22 protein-coding genes are annotated in these 17396 nt (G+C 37.6%); 18 read left to right on the top strand and 4 right to left on the bottom strand.

Going from position 1 to position 17396, the window contains the following annotated elements:
* The first annotated feature begins 1 nt into the window (after position 1).
* The 12 genes from mgtE (at position 2) to Q0948_RS04790 (ending at position 7993) form a co-directional block, all read left to right on the top strand.
* A complete protein-coding gene (gene mgtE, locus Q0948_RS04845) occupies positions 2-1351 on the top strand; it encodes a magnesium transporter (protein WP_298349325.1) in 1350 nt (449 codons plus the stop codon).
* Complete coding sequence (locus Q0948_RS04840) at positions 1348-1776, top strand: thioesterase family protein (RefSeq protein ID WP_298349323.1); 429 nt, start codon at positions 1348-1350, stop codon at positions 1774-1776. Before mgtE ends, Q0948_RS04840 begins: the two co-directional genes overlap by 4 nt.
* Before the next feature lie 45 nt (positions 1777-1821).
* On the top strand, positions 1822-2208 hold the full coding sequence (locus Q0948_RS04835) for a cupin domain-containing protein (RefSeq protein ID WP_298349321.1): 387 nt from the start codon (positions 1822-1824) through the stop codon (positions 2206-2208).
* A 9-nt stretch (positions 2209-2217) separates the two neighbouring features.
* Positions 2218-2388: a hypothetical protein gene (locus Q0948_RS04830; RefSeq protein WP_298349319.1), complete on the top strand. Its 171-nt coding sequence runs from the start codon at positions 2218-2220 to the stop codon at positions 2386-2388.
* A complete protein-coding gene (locus Q0948_RS04825; RefSeq protein WP_298349316.1) occupies positions 2388-3335 on the top strand; it encodes a 2-hydroxyacid dehydrogenase in 948 nt (315 codons plus the stop codon). The genes Q0948_RS04830 and Q0948_RS04825 overlap by 1 nt, the downstream gene beginning before the upstream one ends.
* A gap of 24 nt (positions 3336-3359) precedes the next feature.
* Positions 3360-3872: a DUF4199 domain-containing protein gene (locus Q0948_RS04820; RefSeq protein ID WP_298349313.1), complete on the top strand. Its 513-nt coding sequence runs from the start codon at positions 3360-3362 to the stop codon at positions 3870-3872.
* A 22-nt stretch (positions 3873-3894) separates the two neighbouring features.
* Positions 3895-4290 (top strand): VOC family protein, encoded by a 396-nt coding sequence (locus Q0948_RS04815; RefSeq protein WP_298350208.1) that lies wholly within the window; start codon positions 3895-3897, stop codon positions 4288-4290.
* Positions 4291-4407: 117 nt separating this feature from the next.
* A complete protein-coding gene (locus Q0948_RS04810; protein WP_298350206.1) occupies positions 4408-4791 on the top strand; it encodes a TM2 domain-containing protein in 384 nt (127 codons plus the stop codon).
* A 91-nt stretch (positions 4792-4882) separates the two neighbouring features.
* Positions 4883-5212: a metalloregulator ArsR/SmtB family transcription factor gene (locus Q0948_RS04805; protein ID WP_035325968.1), complete on the top strand. Its 330-nt coding sequence runs from the start codon at positions 4883-4885 to the stop codon at positions 5210-5212.
* Positions 5212-6636, top strand: coding sequence for an aminotransferase class I/II-fold pyridoxal phosphate-dependent enzyme (locus Q0948_RS04800; RefSeq protein WP_298349309.1), 1425 nt, complete (start codon positions 5212-5214; stop codon positions 6634-6636). The genes Q0948_RS04805 and Q0948_RS04800 overlap by 1 nt, the downstream gene beginning before the upstream one ends.
* A 65-nt stretch (positions 6637-6701) precedes the next feature.
* On the top strand, positions 6702-7169 hold the full coding sequence (locus tag Q0948_RS04795; RefSeq protein ID WP_298491290.1) for a GNAT family N-acetyltransferase: 468 nt from the start codon (positions 6702-6704) through the stop codon (positions 7167-7169).
* Between the two features lie 110 nt (positions 7170-7279).
* The gene (locus Q0948_RS04790) at positions 7280-7993 is read left to right on the top strand and encodes a flavodoxin family protein (RefSeq protein ID WP_298349303.1); all 714 of its coding nucleotides are present in this window, start codon (positions 7280-7282) and stop codon (positions 7991-7993) included.
* A 16-nt stretch (positions 7994-8009) separates the two neighbouring features.
* On the opposite strand, the gene Q0948_RS04785 is transcribed toward Q0948_RS04790, so the two are convergent.
* The 3 genes from Q0948_RS04785 to Q0948_RS04775 form a co-directional block, all read right to left on the bottom strand.
* Positions 8010-9824 (bottom strand): lysophospholipid acyltransferase family protein, encoded by a 1815-nt coding sequence (locus Q0948_RS04785; RefSeq protein ID WP_298349300.1) that lies wholly within the window; start codon positions 9822-9824, stop codon positions 8010-8012.
* Positions 9825-9911: 87 nt separating this feature from the next.
* Complete coding sequence (locus Q0948_RS04780; RefSeq protein ID WP_298349297.1) at positions 9912-11162, bottom strand: aspartate kinase; 1251 nt, start codon at positions 11160-11162, stop codon at positions 9912-9914.
* A 61-nt stretch (positions 11163-11223) separates the two neighbouring features.
* Complete coding sequence (locus Q0948_RS04775) at positions 11224-11715, bottom strand: GNAT family N-acetyltransferase (protein WP_298349294.1); 492 nt, start codon at positions 11713-11715, stop codon at positions 11224-11226.
* Between the two features lie 118 nt (positions 11716-11833).
* On the opposite strand from Q0948_RS04775, the gene fbp reads away from it, so the two are divergent.
* The 5 genes from fbp to Q0948_RS04750 all read left to right on the top strand — a co-directional run bounded on the left by fbp (position 11834) and on the right by Q0948_RS04750 (position 16137).
* Entirely contained in the window at positions 11834-12838 is a 1005-nt protein-coding gene (gene fbp, locus Q0948_RS04770; RefSeq protein ID WP_298349291.1) for a class 1 fructose-bisphosphatase, read from the top strand.
* A gap of 83 nt (positions 12839-12921) precedes the next feature.
* A complete protein-coding gene (locus Q0948_RS04765; RefSeq protein WP_298349288.1) occupies positions 12922-13272 on the top strand; it encodes a fructose 1,6-bisphosphatase in 351 nt (116 codons plus the stop codon).
* A 16-nt stretch (positions 13273-13288) separates the two neighbouring features.
* Positions 13289-14089, top strand: a complete 801-nt coding sequence (locus tag Q0948_RS04760) for a cell envelope biogenesis protein OmpA (RefSeq protein ID WP_298349285.1) — start codon at positions 13289-13291, stop codon at positions 14087-14089.
* Complete coding sequence (locus Q0948_RS04755; protein ID WP_298349282.1) at positions 14076-14573, top strand: Rab family GTPase; 498 nt, start codon at positions 14076-14078, stop codon at positions 14571-14573. The genes Q0948_RS04760 and Q0948_RS04755 overlap by 14 nt, the downstream gene beginning before the upstream one ends.
* Positions 14566-16137, top strand: a complete 1572-nt coding sequence (locus tag Q0948_RS04750; protein WP_298349280.1) for an ATP-binding protein — start codon at positions 14566-14568, stop codon at positions 16135-16137. The genes Q0948_RS04755 and Q0948_RS04750 overlap by 8 nt, the downstream gene beginning before the upstream one ends.
* A gap of 77 nt (positions 16138-16214) precedes the next feature.
* On the opposite strand, the gene Q0948_RS04745 is transcribed toward Q0948_RS04750, so the two are convergent.
* Positions 16215-16643, bottom strand: a complete 429-nt coding sequence (locus Q0948_RS04745) for a TerB family tellurite resistance protein (RefSeq protein WP_298349278.1) — start codon at positions 16641-16643, stop codon at positions 16215-16217.
* A 92-nt stretch (positions 16644-16735) separates the two neighbouring features.
* Here Q0948_RS04745 and Q0948_RS04740 point away from each other — a divergent pair, with 92 nt between their 5' ends.
* Positions 16736-17329 carry a HupE/UreJ family protein gene (locus Q0948_RS04740; RefSeq protein WP_298349275.1) on the top strand — a complete coding sequence of 198 codons (594 nt, stop codon included), beginning with the start codon at positions 16736-16738 and terminating at the stop codon, positions 17327-17329.
* The last annotated feature ends 67 nt before the right edge of the window (positions 17330-17396 follow it).

Raw genomic sequence — 17396 nt, 5'->3', positions numbered from 1 at the left:
TATGCAATTTCAACTCACAAGCAATCTCATAGACCAGATACAAGCACACGTAGCTGTTCAAGATGAGGTAGCCCTCAAAGAATTGCTTACAGATCTTCACCACGCAGATATTGCAGAGATCCTTGATGAGGTAGATGCAGATGAGGCTGCCTACCTAGTACTTCTCTTAGATAGTGAGCAAACTTCTGAGGCTCTTATGGAGCTAGATGAAGATGTGCGAGAAAAACTTCTAGAAAACCTAACTCCTGCCGAAATTGCAGATGAGGTAGAAGAAATGGATACCGATGATGCGGTAGATATGATAGGTGAGCTAGATGATGATATACAGCTAGCAGTTATAAACCAGATAGAAGACGAAGAGCATAAGGCAGACATACGTGAGATGCTGCAATATGATGAGAATAGTGCTGGTGGTCTTATGGCAAAGGAGCTTATTAAGGTAAAAGAAACCTGGACAGTGGCAGGGTGTGTGCGTGAGATGCGTCGCCAGGCAGAAGAGGTGACTCGAGTGCACTCTATCTACGTGGTTACAAAAGAGAATGAACTCATAGGGAGACTATCGCTCAAAGACCTTCTTACCTCAGATACGAGAACAAAAATATCTGAAATCTATATACCTAAAGTAGACTCTGTAAATGTAAATGACCCAGCAGAAGATGTTGCAAAGGTGATGCAAAAGTATGACCTAGAGGCTATACCCGTTGTAGATGATAATGGTGTGCTGCAAGGACGCATTACAATAGATGATATTGTAGATTTTATAAAAGAAGAGGCCGAAAAAGATTACCAGATGGCAGCAGGTATCTCTCAAGATGTAGAGGCAGATGATAGCATACTACAACTCACTCGTGCGAGGTTGCCTTGGCTATTTTTAGGATTACTAGGTGGTGTAGGAGCTGCGGCTATTATGGGCGGTTTTGAAGAGGTGTTAAATGATCACGTTATTCTTTTACTATTTACACCGCTTATTGCTGCAATGGCTGGAAATGTAGGGGTACAATCTAGTGCGATTATTGTACAAGGTCTTGCAAATGATGATGTAAAAGGAAGCATAGGTAACAGATTAATTAAGGAAATGCTGCTCGCAATGCTTAACGGTGCTGCGCTGGCCATTGTATTGTTCTTTTACGTATGGATATCAGAAAGTGCGGTAGACTATGCGACGTCTATATCAATTTCGCTATTTGTTGTAATCATTGTTGCCGGGATTATAGGTACGTTTATTCCGTTGTTTTTGCATAAAAGAGGGATTGATCCTGCCATTGCAACTGGGCCGTTTATTACTACAAGTAATGATATATTTGGGATACTTATTTACCTCTATATCGCAAAACTTATACTAGGTATTTGAGCCAGAAAAGCTATGAATATCACCTCACCGTACCAGCATCTGCTATAGATGTGCTCAATCACGTAAACAATGTCGTGTACTTAGACTGGGTGCAAATTGCTGCATCAAAACATTGGAACCACGTAACGAGAGACTATTTTAAAGACGAAGACCCAGCCGAAGAGCGACTAGGCATCAATAAAATGGCTTGGGTGGTGATGGATCACCATATAAAGTATCACGGCCAGGCATTTAAAGATGACGAGGTTGTCGTAACAACTACGGTGGTTCAAATCTCTGGTGCAACCTCGCAGAGAAACACCACCATAAAACGCAAGGGAGAAGAAAAAGTACTGGTGAGTGCAGTTACAAACTGGTGCTTGCTCAAAATGCCCCAAGGACGACCTATGCGAGTACCGGTGGAGGTATCCCAATTATTTGCGTAGTATAAAGAGGTCCTTATGTGTATCTTTATATCATAGGAAATGCATATGAAACCCATTAATATCCACGAGAAATTAGGCAAATTTGATAAGCAATGGCATCCACACCAGATTGCTACGGTAGATGATATGCAAGTACTTCTAGCAAAGGTTTCGGGTGAGTTTGTATGGCACAGTCATAAGGATGAAGATGAGTTGTTTTTTGTGCAAAAAGGGGTGTTAGAAATGCGCTTTCGCGAAAGCGGAAACCGAGAAAAAGAGTGGTCTGAAACGGTACATCAAGGTGAAATCATAGTTGTACCTAAAGGCGTAGAACATTGCCCAACTACCAAAAATGGAGAAGAGGTACACCTACTGCTTTTTGAAAAATTAAGTACGGCTCACACGGGAGAAGTAACAAACGCCAAAACTCAAACAGATTATCCTAAAATTTAAAAGAGAAATATGAATAAGAACAAGATAGTAGGAATTATTGTTATGGCCATCGCGGGGATATTATTATACGCATTTGATGACACATCTGGAGGCATAGGTTTTGTAACTGGTGCAATGATGGCAATAGGATTAGGTCTCTTTTTAGGTTGGATTCCCGTGAGAAAAAATAAAACTAAGTAATGAAAATACTCCATCTAGATAATAATCACCCGCTACTGGTAAAGCAACTTGAAGAAGCAGGTCATACTAATGTTGAAAATGTTACTATCTCAAAAGAAGAGACAGAGGCTATCATAGCAGATTATGAGGGTATTGTAATACGCAGTCGTTTTAAAATAGATAAGCAGTTTATAGACGCTGCTCCTCACCTTAAGTTTATTGCTCGCGTAGGCGCAGGCCTAGAGAGTATCGATATTCCTTATGCTGAGAGTAAGGGCATTTATCTCATCAGTGCGCCAGAGGGTAACCGTAATGCCGTAGGCGAGCAATCACTAGGAATGCTGCTTAGTCTTTTTAATAATTTAAATAGAGCAGATGCCCAAGTAAAAGCAGGTCACTGGAACCGGGAGCCTAATCGGGGTGTTGAGCTAGAAGGAAAAACCGTGGGGATCATAGGCTATGGTAATATGGGGAAAGCCTTTGCTAGAAAACTGCAAGGTTTTGACTGTAAAGTGCTTTGTTATGATATAAAAGAAAAGGTGGGTGATAGTAATGCTAAGCAGGTGTCACTGAGCCAATTTCAAAAAGAGGTTGATGTTGTGAGTTTACACACGCCTTGGACTCCACAAACAGATAAAATGGTAGATGCTGCTTTTATAAATGCTTTTACAAAACCATTTTATCTCATAAATACCGCAAGAGGGAAATCTGTTGTGACAAGGGATCTTGTAGCAGCTATGAAAGCAAAAAAAGTACTAGGAGCTGGACTGGATGTACTTGAGTATGAAAAGTTATCTTTTGAGAATTTATTTACCACAGACGGAAATTCAAACCTTCCAGAACCCTTACAATATCTTATAGAGCAAGATAATGTACTCCTCACGCCACACATTGCAGGGTGGACGGTTGAGAGTAAAATAAAGCTAGCGCAAACCATAGTAGATAAGATACTGCAGCGTTTTTCTTAAATTGATGTTTTAAAAGATAAGTATATGAGTTTAGTGATAAAGAAATTTGGTGCGATTGCATTCTTTTTAGGTCTCCTAGGATTTACGATCGCACTGTATTTAGGTAAGAGCTTAGATTACGGTACGCAAGAACTCGTAGGTTGGGGAGTTATGGGTATGACGGCAGCGATGGTGTACTTTGGGGTGGCTTACCAGCGTGACACGGTTAATGCGGGTAAAATCTCTTTTGGTAGCGCTTTAAAAACAGGAATTATTATTGCTGCTTTGGGCGGTTTAGGTGTAGCACTTGCAGATATAGTGTATACCTTATTTGTAAATCCATCTTTTTTTCTTGAATACAATGATTATGCTAGAGATCTAGCAGAGCAGTCTAATAATCAAGCTGCGATAGATCAACTTGCTCGCCAGCGAGAGATGTATGAGGATTATAGCGGTACAGAGATGTCTTTTATAGCCGGACTTATGATGTTTGTAATGACGTTTATACTTGGTTTTGTGGTGAGCTTACTTGCTGCTGTGATTTTAAAGAAAAAATAGTTCACCATACGATAATACTTTAATTATGAAAAGAGTAACAGGCATAGGAGGGATGTTTTTCAAAAGTGAAGATCCAGATGCACAAAAGGAGTGGTATAAAAATCACCTAGGCATTCCTACAGATCAATACGGCTGGACATTCTGGTGGCGTGATGAAAATGGTAATAAGTGCTCTACCCAATGGAGCCCTATGAATGCGGATACAGAATACTTTTCTCCCAGCAAGAAACAGTTTATGTTTAATTTTAGGGTAGAGAATCTCATAGAGTTACTTAAAGTACTTAAGGAGGAAGGTGTTACTATAGTAGGAGAGGTAGAGGAGTATAGCTATGGTAAATTTGGCTGGATACTAGATCCAGAAGGAAATAAAATCGAACTCTGGGAGCCTATAGATAGTGTTTTTGAAAAAGATAATTAGCACGATAATCACGTACATCTTTTTTGTAGTTTTAAGGGCAACAAACTAACAACCAATAATATGAGTACAGAAGACAACAAAATACCAGGCGACAAGCCCGAAAATGATGGCAAACGTATGGCAGACGATGCAAAAGACGCCGTAAATGACTTTGCAGAAGATGCTAAGGAGACTGCAAAAGAATTTGGCGATAGTGCAAAAGAAGCCGCTGGCAATGTAAAAGAAGAGTGGAATAAAATGACAGGAAGTACAGAAAATAAAAAAGTACTTGCTGGGATACTTGCCATTGTTCTAGGAGGCTTCGGTATTCATAAGTTTATTTTAGGATATCAAAAAGAGGGTATTATAATGCTTGCAGTAAACATTGTAGGCTGGTTTTTATGCGGTATACCTAGTCTAGTGGTATGGGCAGTAGGGGTGATAGAAGGTATAATGTACCTCACAAAATCTGACGAAGAATTTTATAACACGTACCAAGCGGGTAGAAAACCTTGGTTCTAGTATAATTTAAAAGCTCAGTTTAAGACTGAGCTTTTTTTATTTTCTATTTTAATGTAATATTGCGATATTACATATTCAAATAAAATGTATTATGGGAGTTACAAAGAGACATATACACTCTATGAGAGCAAATCAAATTGCAGATGTTGCAAAGATTCTTTCTAATCCTGCTAGAGTGGCAATTATAGAATATATAGGAGATTGTGATGGCTGTTTGTGTCAAGATATATCAGACAAGATACGATTATCACAACCTACAACCTCTCAGCACTTGCAGGTTATAAAGAGAACTGGAGTTTTAAAAAGTCAGTTTAAAGGGAAGGCGCAATACTACAGTATAGATGCACGTAAATGGGGGCAACTACAGACCTTGTTTAATGACTTTTTTGAGCTTACAAAATCAAAAATGGCAGATAAGTAATGAGCACACCACTACTGCATAAAGCTTATGATAGTGCGCTCTTTAAAAATGAAGGAGAGCAACTTGTTAGTTTGCTAGCAAACTATCTACATACTACAACAACGGGTGGTTCAGATAAAGTGCTTAGATGGACTGAGCCAGAAGATGAGTACACATTTTGGCAACAATATCTCTCAACATCACATAGCACTTCAGACTTTTTTAAAGAAGTACTAGAGCGATCTATACACACGCATCACCCTAAATATATTGGTCATCAAGTTGCACCCACTGTACCAGTGTCTGCTCTTGCAACATTATTGAGCGCACAACTTAATAACGGGATGGCAGTGTATGAGATGGGAGCTGCTGCCACGGCAATAGAACGCCTCGTTATAGACACCTTTTGTAGGGCCATAGGCTACACAAACGGAGATGGATTTCTCACCTCTGGCGGTACCCTTGCAAACCTCACTGCGCTTCTTGCAGCACGCAGGGCTAAGGCTACAGATGATGTGTGGAATGAAGGTCACAGTAAGAAACTAGCCATTATGGTTTCAGAAGAGGCACATTATTGTGTAGATAGAGCCGCTCGTATAATGGGACTGGGAAGTGACGGAATCATAAAAGTACCAGCAGGCGATAATTACCAGATACAGACAGATGCTTTAGAGTCGTATTATACTTCGGCGATAAAAAATGGTTTTGAGGTAATTGCCATTGTAGGCAGTGCGCCAAGTACAAGTACGGGAGTGTATGATGATTTGGAGAAGGTTTACGCTTTCGCGAAAGCAAAAAAAATATGGTTTCATATAGATGCTGCACACGGCGGTGCGGCCATATTTTCTAAAAAGTATAAACACCTTCTTAATGGAGCCCATAACGCAGATTCTATAATTATAGATGGTCACAAAATGATGGGAACTAGCGCCATCACTACAGCCGTTATTTTTAAAAATAGCACAGATAGCTATGCTACCTTTGAGCAAAAAGCACAATACCTATGGGAGAAAAATGACGATGCAGACTGGTTTAATATGGCAAAGAGAACCTTTGAGTGCACAAAGAGTATGATGAGTGTGCGCTTTTATGTTATTATAAATGCATACGGCCTGCAGTTTTTTGACGATTTTGTAACGACACTTTATGATGCTGCACAGCAATTTAGCGATCTCATAGCTGCTCAGCAAGATTTTGAAATTGCTCTTGAGCCGGTGTCAAATATTGTTTGCTTTAGATATAAACCTTCTAATCAAGAGGATGTAAATGAAGTAAATAAGCGTATAAGAAGAGTTCTTCTAGAAGATGGAGAGTTTTATATAGTAGCTACCACGCTGCGTGGTGAGTATTACTTACGCACTACGTTTATGAATCCTTTTACTACAGAAGCGCATACAGCTGGGTTACTCAAAAAAATACGAGTTATTGCAGCTACCAGTTTTTAAGAGCATCTTTATAAGAGATTGATATGTGATATGTTGTAAAGTTTTATGCGGTGACCATTAGACCTTTGTTAGAACAAGATTATACCCATTGCGCTCAGATTTATCAAGATGGGTTAGATACAGGTATGGCAACTTTTGAGACAATAGTCCCAGACTGGATAAGTTGGGATGCTAAGTTTTTAGAGCAGTGTAGATTTGTAGCAATTAAAGAAGAGGTTATACTAGGTTGGGTAGCACTCACCCCGTTTTCTACGCGTGAAGTTTATAAGGGTGTAGCAGAGCTTACCTTATATATTTCTAAAATTGCCAGGGGCAAAGGGATAGGACGAGCATTACTTATGACCGCAATAAAGGAAAGTGAGCGAGCGGGATTCTGGACTTTACAAGCCAAAATTTTTGCTCAAAATGAGGCTAGTATGGCCTTATTTCAAAAATGTGGTTTTAGAATAGTGGGTGTACGTGAGAAGTTAGCGATGAGAGATGGTATATGGCACGACAATGTGCTTCTTGAGAAAAGGAGTGAGCTGTTTTAGGTAGGATAAGGGAATAGGAGACTCTCTAGAATGGTGTTTTGATGAGGGTTAAGAACTCATTATCAATGGATTTGTAAGTAATGAGTAACTTATACGACAAAACCTACCATATGAAAAATACAAACGACTTCTCAACATTAAAAGCTTTGTACATTAACTGTACTCTTAAAAAGACACCACGTATGAGCCATACTCGAGCTCTTATGGATGTATCAATGGATATTATGAAATCTGAAGGAGTGGAGGTGGAGCATCTACGCTTTGTAGATCACGACGTTGCTTATGGTGTCTATCACGATATGACAGAACACGGTGAGCATAAAGATGAATGGCCAGCTATTTTTAAAAAAATAGAAGAAGCAGATATTCTTGTAATAGGTAGCCCTATATGGCTGGGAGAAAAATCTTCTGTAGCGACAAAATTAATTGAGCGCTTGTATGGAGAGAGTGGTAACCGTAATGAAAAAGGGCAATACTATTTTTACGGTAAAGTAGGTGGTTGTATTATTACAGGTAATGAGGATGGTATAAAGCACGTTGCTATGGGAACACTTTATGCTTTACAACATATAGGTTACAGTATTCCTCCTCAAGCAGATTGTGGATGGATAGGTGAGGCAGGACCAGGTGCTAGCTATAATGATGAGGAAAGTGGTGCAAAGAATAATGACTTTACAAATCGTAATACCACATTTATGACGTATAACTTATTGCATCTTGCAAAAATGCTTAAGGATCAGGGTGGATATCCTGCTTATGGTAATTCTAGAGGTGATTGGGATGATGGGACAAGATGGAATTTTGAAAATCCAGAATATAGATAGAGACTCTTGTACGGGCCTACTCCTCTTCTGGGGTGCGTTGCCCGTACTTTTTTTCTAGCTCTGCTTGAAACTCTTCCATAACTGGTTTTACCGTGCTTTCTGGAAGATCTGATATGCGTATGTACATCAAGCCGTCTATGGCATTGTTAAAGAGCGGGTCTACGTTAAAGGCTATAACCTTTGCATTTTGTTTTATATACTTTTTAATAAGAACAGGGAGACGTAAAGAACCTGGCTCAACCTCTTCTATAAGCTTATCAAACTTATTGAGATCTGCCTTACTTTCATCAAAAACAAATTCTTTATCTGCGTCTTTGAGGTTCACTTTCCATTCTTTTTTGGGACGAATGTATTGAGCGATATATGGGTCGTAGTAGTGTGACTTCATAAACTCAATCATAAGTGACTTAGAGAAGTTAGAAAACTGGTTTGAGATACTTACACCTCCTATAAGATATTTGTGCTCCGGAAAACGTAGTGTGGTGTGTACAATCCCTTTCCATAATAGAAAGAGTGGCATAGGCTTTTGTTGATACTCTTTTGTAATAAAAGCACGACCCATCTCTATGCTCTCGCTCATCATTTTGTGAAGCTCTGGTTCAAAACGAAAAAGATCTTGAAGGTAAAAACCGTCAATTCCATATTCCTTATAAATTTTTGATCCTAACCCCATTCTGTATGCTCCGGCAAGGGTGTTTTCTTTATTATCCCATAAAAACATATGGTAATAATACCTGTCAAATTTATCAAGGTCTATGGCTTCATTTGTTCCTTCCCCAATGGCTCTAAATGTGATCTCTCTTAAGCGGCCTATCTCTCGTAAGATGTTAGGCATTTCTTGAGCAGGTGCTAGGTATACTTCGTAGTTTTTACTTTGTAGTAAACGACGGTCTTTTTCGCGCAAGCGTAAAATTTCATCTTCTATGAGATCGCTACTTATTTCGGTTACAATCTCTTTTGGTTCTTTTGTAACCTTGAGCTTTTGTGGGATATCTTTAAGTAAGCTGTTTTTTTCAAAAGAGTTTGCAAGCATATATGTTTTCTTGCGTAAGAACTCTGTAAAATCTGTAAGTGTCTCGTGCTCCTTTTGTGCAGCAACTTTAATAGGATTACCTATACGTACTTTTATGACTCTATGCTTTTGTGTAAGCAGTTCGCTAGGCAACTTTGCGGTACGTAGTGTGTCGCTTAGTCGTGATAATTGATAAAAGAGCCTGCTATTTTTTGCGTGAAAATAGATAGGGACAACTGGAACCTCTGCTTTTTTAATAAGCTTCATTGCTGCTTCTTCCCACGGCTTGTCTATAATGAGCTTATCATCTTTATAGGTAGATACCTCTCCTGCAGGAAATACACCTAGAGGGTGGCCGTCTCGCAGGTGTGAGATGGCGCTCTTAAAACCTGCAATACTAGATTTTACGTCTTTTTTATTTTCAAAAGGATTTACAGGCATCACATAAGGCTTAAGTGGCTCTATGCGATGTAATAAGAAATTTGCTATGATTTTAAAGTCTGGACGTTGCTCAAGCATAAGTTTGAGCAATAGTATGCCGTCTATGCCACCTAGCGGATGATTTGAAATAGTAACGTATGCTCCGCTCTTTGGGAGTCTCTTGAGGTCTTCTTCTGGGATTTCAAATTTGATCTTAAACTCGTCTAGTAGGGCATTGAGAAATTCAAGATCGCCTAGGTGCTTGTTGCGGTCATAGATTTTATTTGCCGTAGAGATTTTTAGAACCTTCATTAATGACCACCCAAGAAAGGTGCCTACAAAACCGAATTTATCGACATTGATAGCGCGGGCAACTTCTTTTGAGGTGACTAGACCCATAAAATTATTGGTAGCTTGTTAAGATGGCAAATATAACAAATAGGTGTTCTGTAATTAAACTTTGTTTAACCTATGGACAATACAAATTTAATTTTGTGTCACAAGCTGGACTGTATTTTGTGCTACTTGCTTGAGAAGTATCTTTTTATCCTCTTGAAACTTATCTAGCGCTTTCTGGTTAAAATGTCTAATGGTATATAAATCTACTTCCGGATTGACTTGAACTTTAAATTTTCCTTTAAGTTGATTAACTAGCTTTTCTAAACCGTTGAATTTATTATCTACACAAACAGAGAAACTTATGGCAGAGTTCTGTATGAGATCAACCTTAAGCTTAAATTGAGACAGCAGCTGGAAAACCTCTGCAATATTATCTTCTACCATAAATGAAAAATCTAGTGAGGATAGCGATATCAATACTTGATTCTTTTTTACAATATAACAGGGCACCTCTGGTACCAGTGATGCGACTGCACTTACTTTTGTGCCTGAATCTTTTGGATTCAAAAATGATTTAACATAAAGTGGTATCTCCTTGCGTTGTAGTGGTTGCAAGGTTTTAGGGTGTATGACTGAGGCTCCATAAAAAGCCAGCTCTATAGCTTCTTCATAAGGAATCTGGTGTAGTAACTCTGTATTGTTAAACACACGAGGATCACCGTTTAAGACTCCTGGCACATCTTTCCAGATAGTGAGATTTTGCGCATTAAGACAGTAAGCAAAAATACCTCCTGTATAATCTGAACCTTCGCGACCTAGTGTGGTCGTAAAGTTATTACTATCTGAGGCAATAAAACCTTGGGTGATAGAAAGTGCTTTTGGGTCTATAGATGCTTTTATAGCCGTTTGTGTTGTATCCCAATCTACACGGGCATCACGATAACTATCATCGGTCTTTATGATTGCGCGTGCATCTAGCCAGGTATTTGTAATTCCTTGCTCACTGAGGTATGCGCTCACAATAGTTGTAGATAATAACTCCCCATAACATACAATCTGGTCATAAACAAAATCATATTTTGGAGATTTGTTCCACGCTAGAAAACCTTTTAATTCGTCAAAAAGGGTTTTTATGGCCTTAAAGATGGGGTGACCAGTTGTAAAGAGGTCTTGGGCTATTTCAGTATGATAATCTACTGTTTTTTTAAGTTGATCTGATATGGAAGATTTATCATTAAAATAGGCATCTATGATAGCTTCCATAGCATTTGTGGTTTTTCCCATTGCAGAGATAACCACAAGTTTATGCGTCGTACCTGTTTCTTGAAGTACTGTTACTATGTTTCTTACGCCCGCCGAATCTTTTACTGAGGCTCCTCCAAATTTAAATACCTGCATAGTATAATTTATTGCATTGTGGTTTTTTGCGCTTTCGCGAAAGCGTAATTAAAATGATGAGTTAAAGGTTAGTTTCTAGAGTTTTGACGTATTTGTGTAGTCTACCCTCGTCCATCTGCACGAGATACCAATCTTTTAAAAACTGAGCACCGCTTTTTTTATAAAAAGCAATAGCATTTTTGTTCCAGTCAAGTACAACCCACTCTACTCTTTTGACGCCGTTTTCTTTACCAAAAGTCATTACTTGGTCATATAATTTTTTACCTACACCTTTGTTGCGATAGGCTTCCTTTACAACAAGATCTTCTAGGTGTAATGATTTACCCTCCCAAGTAGAAAAGCGATAATAGCATAAAGCCATACCGATAACGGTGTCATTTTCTTTTGCCACAAAACAATAAAAAAGAGGATTATCACCAAAACCATTTTCTAGTAGCACCTCTTCATTAATCTTTACTGCGTCTGGCTCTTTTTCAAAAATAGCGAGCTCATTTATGAGTGATAATACAGCAGGCATATCTTGCGGGACTGCCCTTGTAATGGTAAGGTTCATACGGGTGTTTTTTGTAGTAAATAGCTAAGGTATATAATTACAGCAACTATTCTTGTGCGAAAACGTTGTCGTAACTCCATTTTAAACCTACTTTTACATAAATTTTAAAAACACTATTGTGTCACGTAAAAATCAAACTCTAGGCGAATTTATAATTGAAAATCAAGCAGAATTCCAGTACTCATCTGGAGAACTCTCTCGATTAATAAACTCTATAAGGCTGGCTGCCAAAGTGGTAAATCACGAGGTAAATAAAGCAGGTCTCGTAGATATAGTAGGAGCCGTAGGAGAAACAAATATACAGGGTGAAGACCAGCAAAAGCTGGATGTAATGGCAAATGACACCTTTATTAGAACGCTTACTAATCGTAACATTCTTTGTGGTATTGCCAGCGAAGAAAATGATGATTTTATTTCACTAGAAGGTCAAAATGGGGATAATAACAATAAGTACATCTTACTTATGGACCCACTAGACGGCTCATCAAACATAGATGTAAATGTCTCTGTAGGTACCATTTTTTCTATCTATAGACGAGTAACACCACCAGGTACCCCAGTTACAATTGATGATTTTTTACAGCCTGGTAGAGAGCAAGTGGCCGCAGGATATATTGTTTATGGTACGTCTACTATGATTGTTTACACAACGGGTCACGGTGTGAATGGATTTACACTTAACCCGGCGATAGGTACTTTTTACTTGTCGCATCCTAATATGCAGTTTCCAGAAATGGGGAATATTTATTCTGTAAATGAGGGTAATTATGTGCACTTTCCAGAAGGAGTTAAAAAGTACATTAAATATTGTCAAGAGGAAGGAGAGGGGCGTCCTTATACATCACGTTACATAGGGTCGTTAGTGTCTGATATACATAGAAATATGATAAAGGGTGGTGTCTATATGTACCCAAAAAGTTCTAAGGCTACAAACGGTAAACTCAGGCTGCTTTACGAGTGTAACCCTATGGCATTTATAGCAGAGCAAGCTGGCGGTAAAGCTAGTGATGGATTTACACGTATTTTAGATCTAAAACCAACCGAGTTACACGAACGTGTTCCCTTCTTTTGTGGAAGTAAACTAATGGTTGAAAAAGCAGAAAGTTTTATGAATAACGACTAAAAGTTAACATAAGGCAATAATATGGATTAAACAAAGTGTATTTTTTTTATATTTGAAATACAACTATAAGGCTAAACCCTATTATGGCTAAAAATACAAAAGCAGACGACCAGCAACCTCAAGATGTAGCAAACTCAAAAATTGAGGCAATCAAGAACCTCATTTTTGGTGAAAACATACAAGAGTATGATCACGAGTTTGAGGCGTTAAAATCTGATATCACGCAAAAGCGTGAGGAGATGCTTGCTTATGTAGATGAGGCTCGTAAGGAAATTATGACTGCCGTAGATAACCTCAGTACTGATGTTAATATACGCATATCTGACCTTGAACAGTCTTTAAACGATAAGACAGAAGATCTAGATAATAAAAAAGTGAGTCGTGATACCCTTGGTGATCTACTTATACGTTTAGGTAAAAATATTAAAGAGTAATAGGTAACATCTTTAAATGACTACAGATGAGCGTCTTGAAATTTTAAAGGAACTTTTACTCACTAATGAGAAAGAGCCTGAAAAAGACGTATATAAGAAGATTAAAGCATTAGAAAACAGTCAGAAAAACTTATCTGATAGAATAGACCCCTTACTAGACGAGCGCTTACAGCAATTTGTGACCACAATGCCAGAAACACTTGGCCCGGTGATAACAGAAACACTTAAAAATGAGATTAAAAAATCTCAAGATGCTGTAGCAGAGGCACTTTTTCCTATTATGGGAAAGATGATTAAGAAGTACGTTCAAGCTGAGGTCGCAAAACTAAGTGACTCCATAAATGAAAAAATAAATGCTACCTTTTCATTTAAAAGCATATTTAAGTCAAAGTCAAAAGAAAGGCCTACGGCTGCAATGATGCTTAAAGAAGAATATAAAGCGTATATTGAACAAGTACTTGTAGTTGAAAAAGGTTCTGGAATACTCAAAGCAAATTTTGCTAAGAACCAGACAATGGATGAAGATATGATGGCGGGTATGCTTACAGCTATTAAAAGCTTTGCAGAAGATGCTTTTGAGAAAGGTGAGATGGAGCTTGAGCGCATAGATTATCAACTTTTTACTATACATCTACAGAATTTCTCAAAGTATTATATTGCTGTTATTGTAAGTGGTATATATGATGATAAGTTTAAGGATAAACTTGAAGATGTTTTACTTGATTTTGCTCAATATGTAATAAACAAGGAAGACTTAGATGATAATATTATATTTGCAAAAAAATTAAAAGAGTTTTTTACTGATGAGCGTATCTAAGAAAATTGTATTGTTAGGACATTTTGGTGTAGGTAAATCTTCACTTCTTCGCAGGTTTGTAGAAAATACATTCTCAGATAATTATGTGGTAACCATAGGTGTTCACATAATGAAAAAGGAAGTAGTTGTTGATGCAAGTAATAAGGTTACCCTTATTATATGGGATGTAGAGGGTACTGATGATTTTACTAAGTATAGGCCATCATATCTTATGGGGGCTTCTAGCTTTGTATATGTTTTTGATGCATCTAGGCCGGTAACTTATGGTGATCTAAAGTTCAACTTAGGTCATTTAAAAGAAAAACACCCTAACGTGCCTGTGCACATTATCGGTAATAAAGTGGATTTAGTCGATGCTAATGAAATTAAGAAAGCTCTAGAAGAGCAAGAAGTTCAACATAGTTATCTTTCAAGTGCCAAAACTGGCGAAAATGTTGAACAGCTGTTTAAGGATGTAGCAGCGCAATTGTTAGAAAATGCTTGATAATCTCAGACAAGATTTTATAAATAAAACTACACAACTGGTTGTAGTAAATAGAGAATTAGAGGTTGTAGACTCAGACAACAATCTTTTTGACATTAGTAAAAACTCTGATATCACGGATTTTCATCCGTTCTTTTTTGCTCTTACCACCATATTTGATGAAGAACTTCAAGAGGAGACCTTCTTCTGTGTGCAGATGGAAGTGCTGGGTAAACATTACTTTATAGACATAAAGACCTATATAGGTGAAGATGGAGATACACTCGTACTTATACTTAACGATCTTACAGATCACTATAAAACAGTGCATCAAATCAAGCAGGTGCGCAACGAGTCTATAATAAACTTTAATATCTCTCAAGAGCTCAATCAACAACTTGAGATACAGCGTAGTTTTAAAAATAAATTTCTTGCAAACGTAAGTCACGAGATTAGGACTCCACTTAATAGTATAGTAGGTTTCATTTCTGTGTTAGAAAACACAGAGATATCGAGAGAGCAACTGGATGTATTACATATTATAAAGGATAGTTCAAAAAATTTAGTCACCATCTTAGATGACTTAATGGATATCTCAAAAATTGAAGCTGGTAAGTTAGATATTAAGAAACGACGATTTGACTTTAGAGAGTTTGTTGAAAAACTAGCAAAGACCTATCAAATACGCACAGATGATAAGAGATTATCGTTTGATTTTGAACTTAGTTCTAAGATTCCTCGCTTTCTAGTAGGTGATCACTTGCGTATCAATCAAGTTATAGTAAATCTACTTGAAAACGCATTAAAATATACGCATCAAGGAGGCATTAAGTTTAGTGTAACTACCTCGTCTGTAAATGCTCGACGTATTCCAGTAACATTTGAGGTTACAGATACGGGTATAGGTATTCCTAAAGAAAAGTTAGACAGCATCTTTGACAGTTTTACTCAATTAGAAAAAAGAGGTCTTTTTGGAGGTTCAGGCCTAGGACTTAGTATCGTAAAGCAGCTCACAGACTTGCTAGAGAGTGATTTGGAGGTAAAGAGTGTTGAGGGAGAAGGGTCAACCTTTAGCTTTACAGTGTTTATGGGAGTTTCTCATAACCAGAAAAAAGAAAAAGTAGCCAAAAAGAAACGAGATAAAAAAGATTTAAAAGGTGCAAAAAGACCACGTATTCTTCTAGGAGAAGACGTTGAGGTTAACCAGTTACTAATGATGAGACTCTTTGCAGATTATGGTGCTTATAGCCTAGACATAGCAAAGAATGGTGAAAGAGTAGTAGAGTACCTAGATAGGTTTCCTTATGACCTAGTTATTCTTGATCTTACTATGCCTGTGATGGATGGTCTAGATGCAGCTGTACAAATAAGAAACAGTAGTAATAAAAAAGTAAGTAAGTTACCTATTATAGCCCTCACAGCGAGAACATCTCAAGAAGAGCAAGACGCGGCAAAAGAAGCTGGTATGAATGCCTATCTTACTAAGCCTATAGATGCAGATTTACTATTTTCTACTATAGAGCGACTCTTATCTAGATACAAGCGCAAGGATAAAGTGCTTGAGATATCAGAAGAAGAAGAGTAGAAGGATATATGTTATAAAATAAAAAGGGTCAAAAATTAATTTTTGACCCTTTTTATTTTATCTAAATCGATTTAAAACTAGCGATTCATATTCTTGATTTCTTCTTGAAAAGTATCAAGATCTGCGTTTTCTTTAACTAGTGTAAGTGCTTTATGCACAACATAGCTCGCATTTTTTGTATTAAAACCTAAGCCTATAGCAAGACGTTCTAGTAATGGCTCTTCTTCTTCAAACTCGTGATCTATGTGCACCATACGAGTAAGGTCATATAAACGCTCTAATCTTCTATCATACGTAGTAGGAGGGTTAATAGGGTGCGTCATATAATCCTTAAGGATGATTTCATAATCCTCTGCAGAGATAGAGAGGTTACGAGCAAGTCTATCTAAAAATGCTTTTTCTTTATCAGAGATCACACCATCATCCATAGCGACACGCACTATAGCTGCAAAGTGATCTTCATTTCTTTGGCGGAAACCGCTATCATATAAATCTGCAAAAGACATATTTCTTATGTATTAAAAGTAAGTCTCAAAGATAGCTATTTAATCAAGATTTTTAATTTGTACATTTGATAAAAACCCCCTAATTTTTTTAGATGGATTCATTCTTGTTTTATTTTAAAGAAGGCCTTTTCCACGTGTTGGATTGGAACGCTTATGACCATATTCTTTTCTTAGTAGTACTTACTGTACCCTACCTTATATCAAACTGGAAAAAACTCTTCACACTAGTAACAGTGTTTACCATAGGGCACACGCTTACACTTGCAATGTCTGCCTATGGAGTGATACGAGTAAACTCATCGCTGGTAGAGATTCTTATACCAGTAACTATACTTATAACCGCTTTGTATAACATATTTACAGCTGGCAAGAAAAATAGAAATCAAAAGATAGGGATACACATTTTTGCAGCATTATTTTTTGGACTTATACACGGTCTTGGTTTTTCAACATACTTTAAAATGATGACAGCTAGCACAGACAGTAAGTTATTGCCACTGCTGGAGTATACTTTAGGTATAGAGAGCGCTCAGATTATTATAGTGCTAGTAGTATTAATAGTAAGCTTTATTGGGCAATCTATTTTTAGGTTTTCACTACGTGATTGGGTAATGGTTATATCATCTATCGTAATAGGAGTTGCTATACCTGTGTTTCAAAGTGCATTATCTAATATTAATTTCTAGTAAAACTGTATTTTAGAGCTGTAAAAGTTCTTAGTACGCTTTCGCGAAAGCGTACTCATAACCACAC

Origin of the sequence: uncultured Dokdonia sp., assembly GCF_947496725.1 — a bacterium.
GTDB lineage: Bacteria > Bacteroidota > Bacteroidia > Flavobacteriales > Flavobacteriaceae > Dokdonia.
Note: the sequence above shows the minus strand (reverse complement) of the source record. Positions and strands in the feature narration are given on the sequence as shown.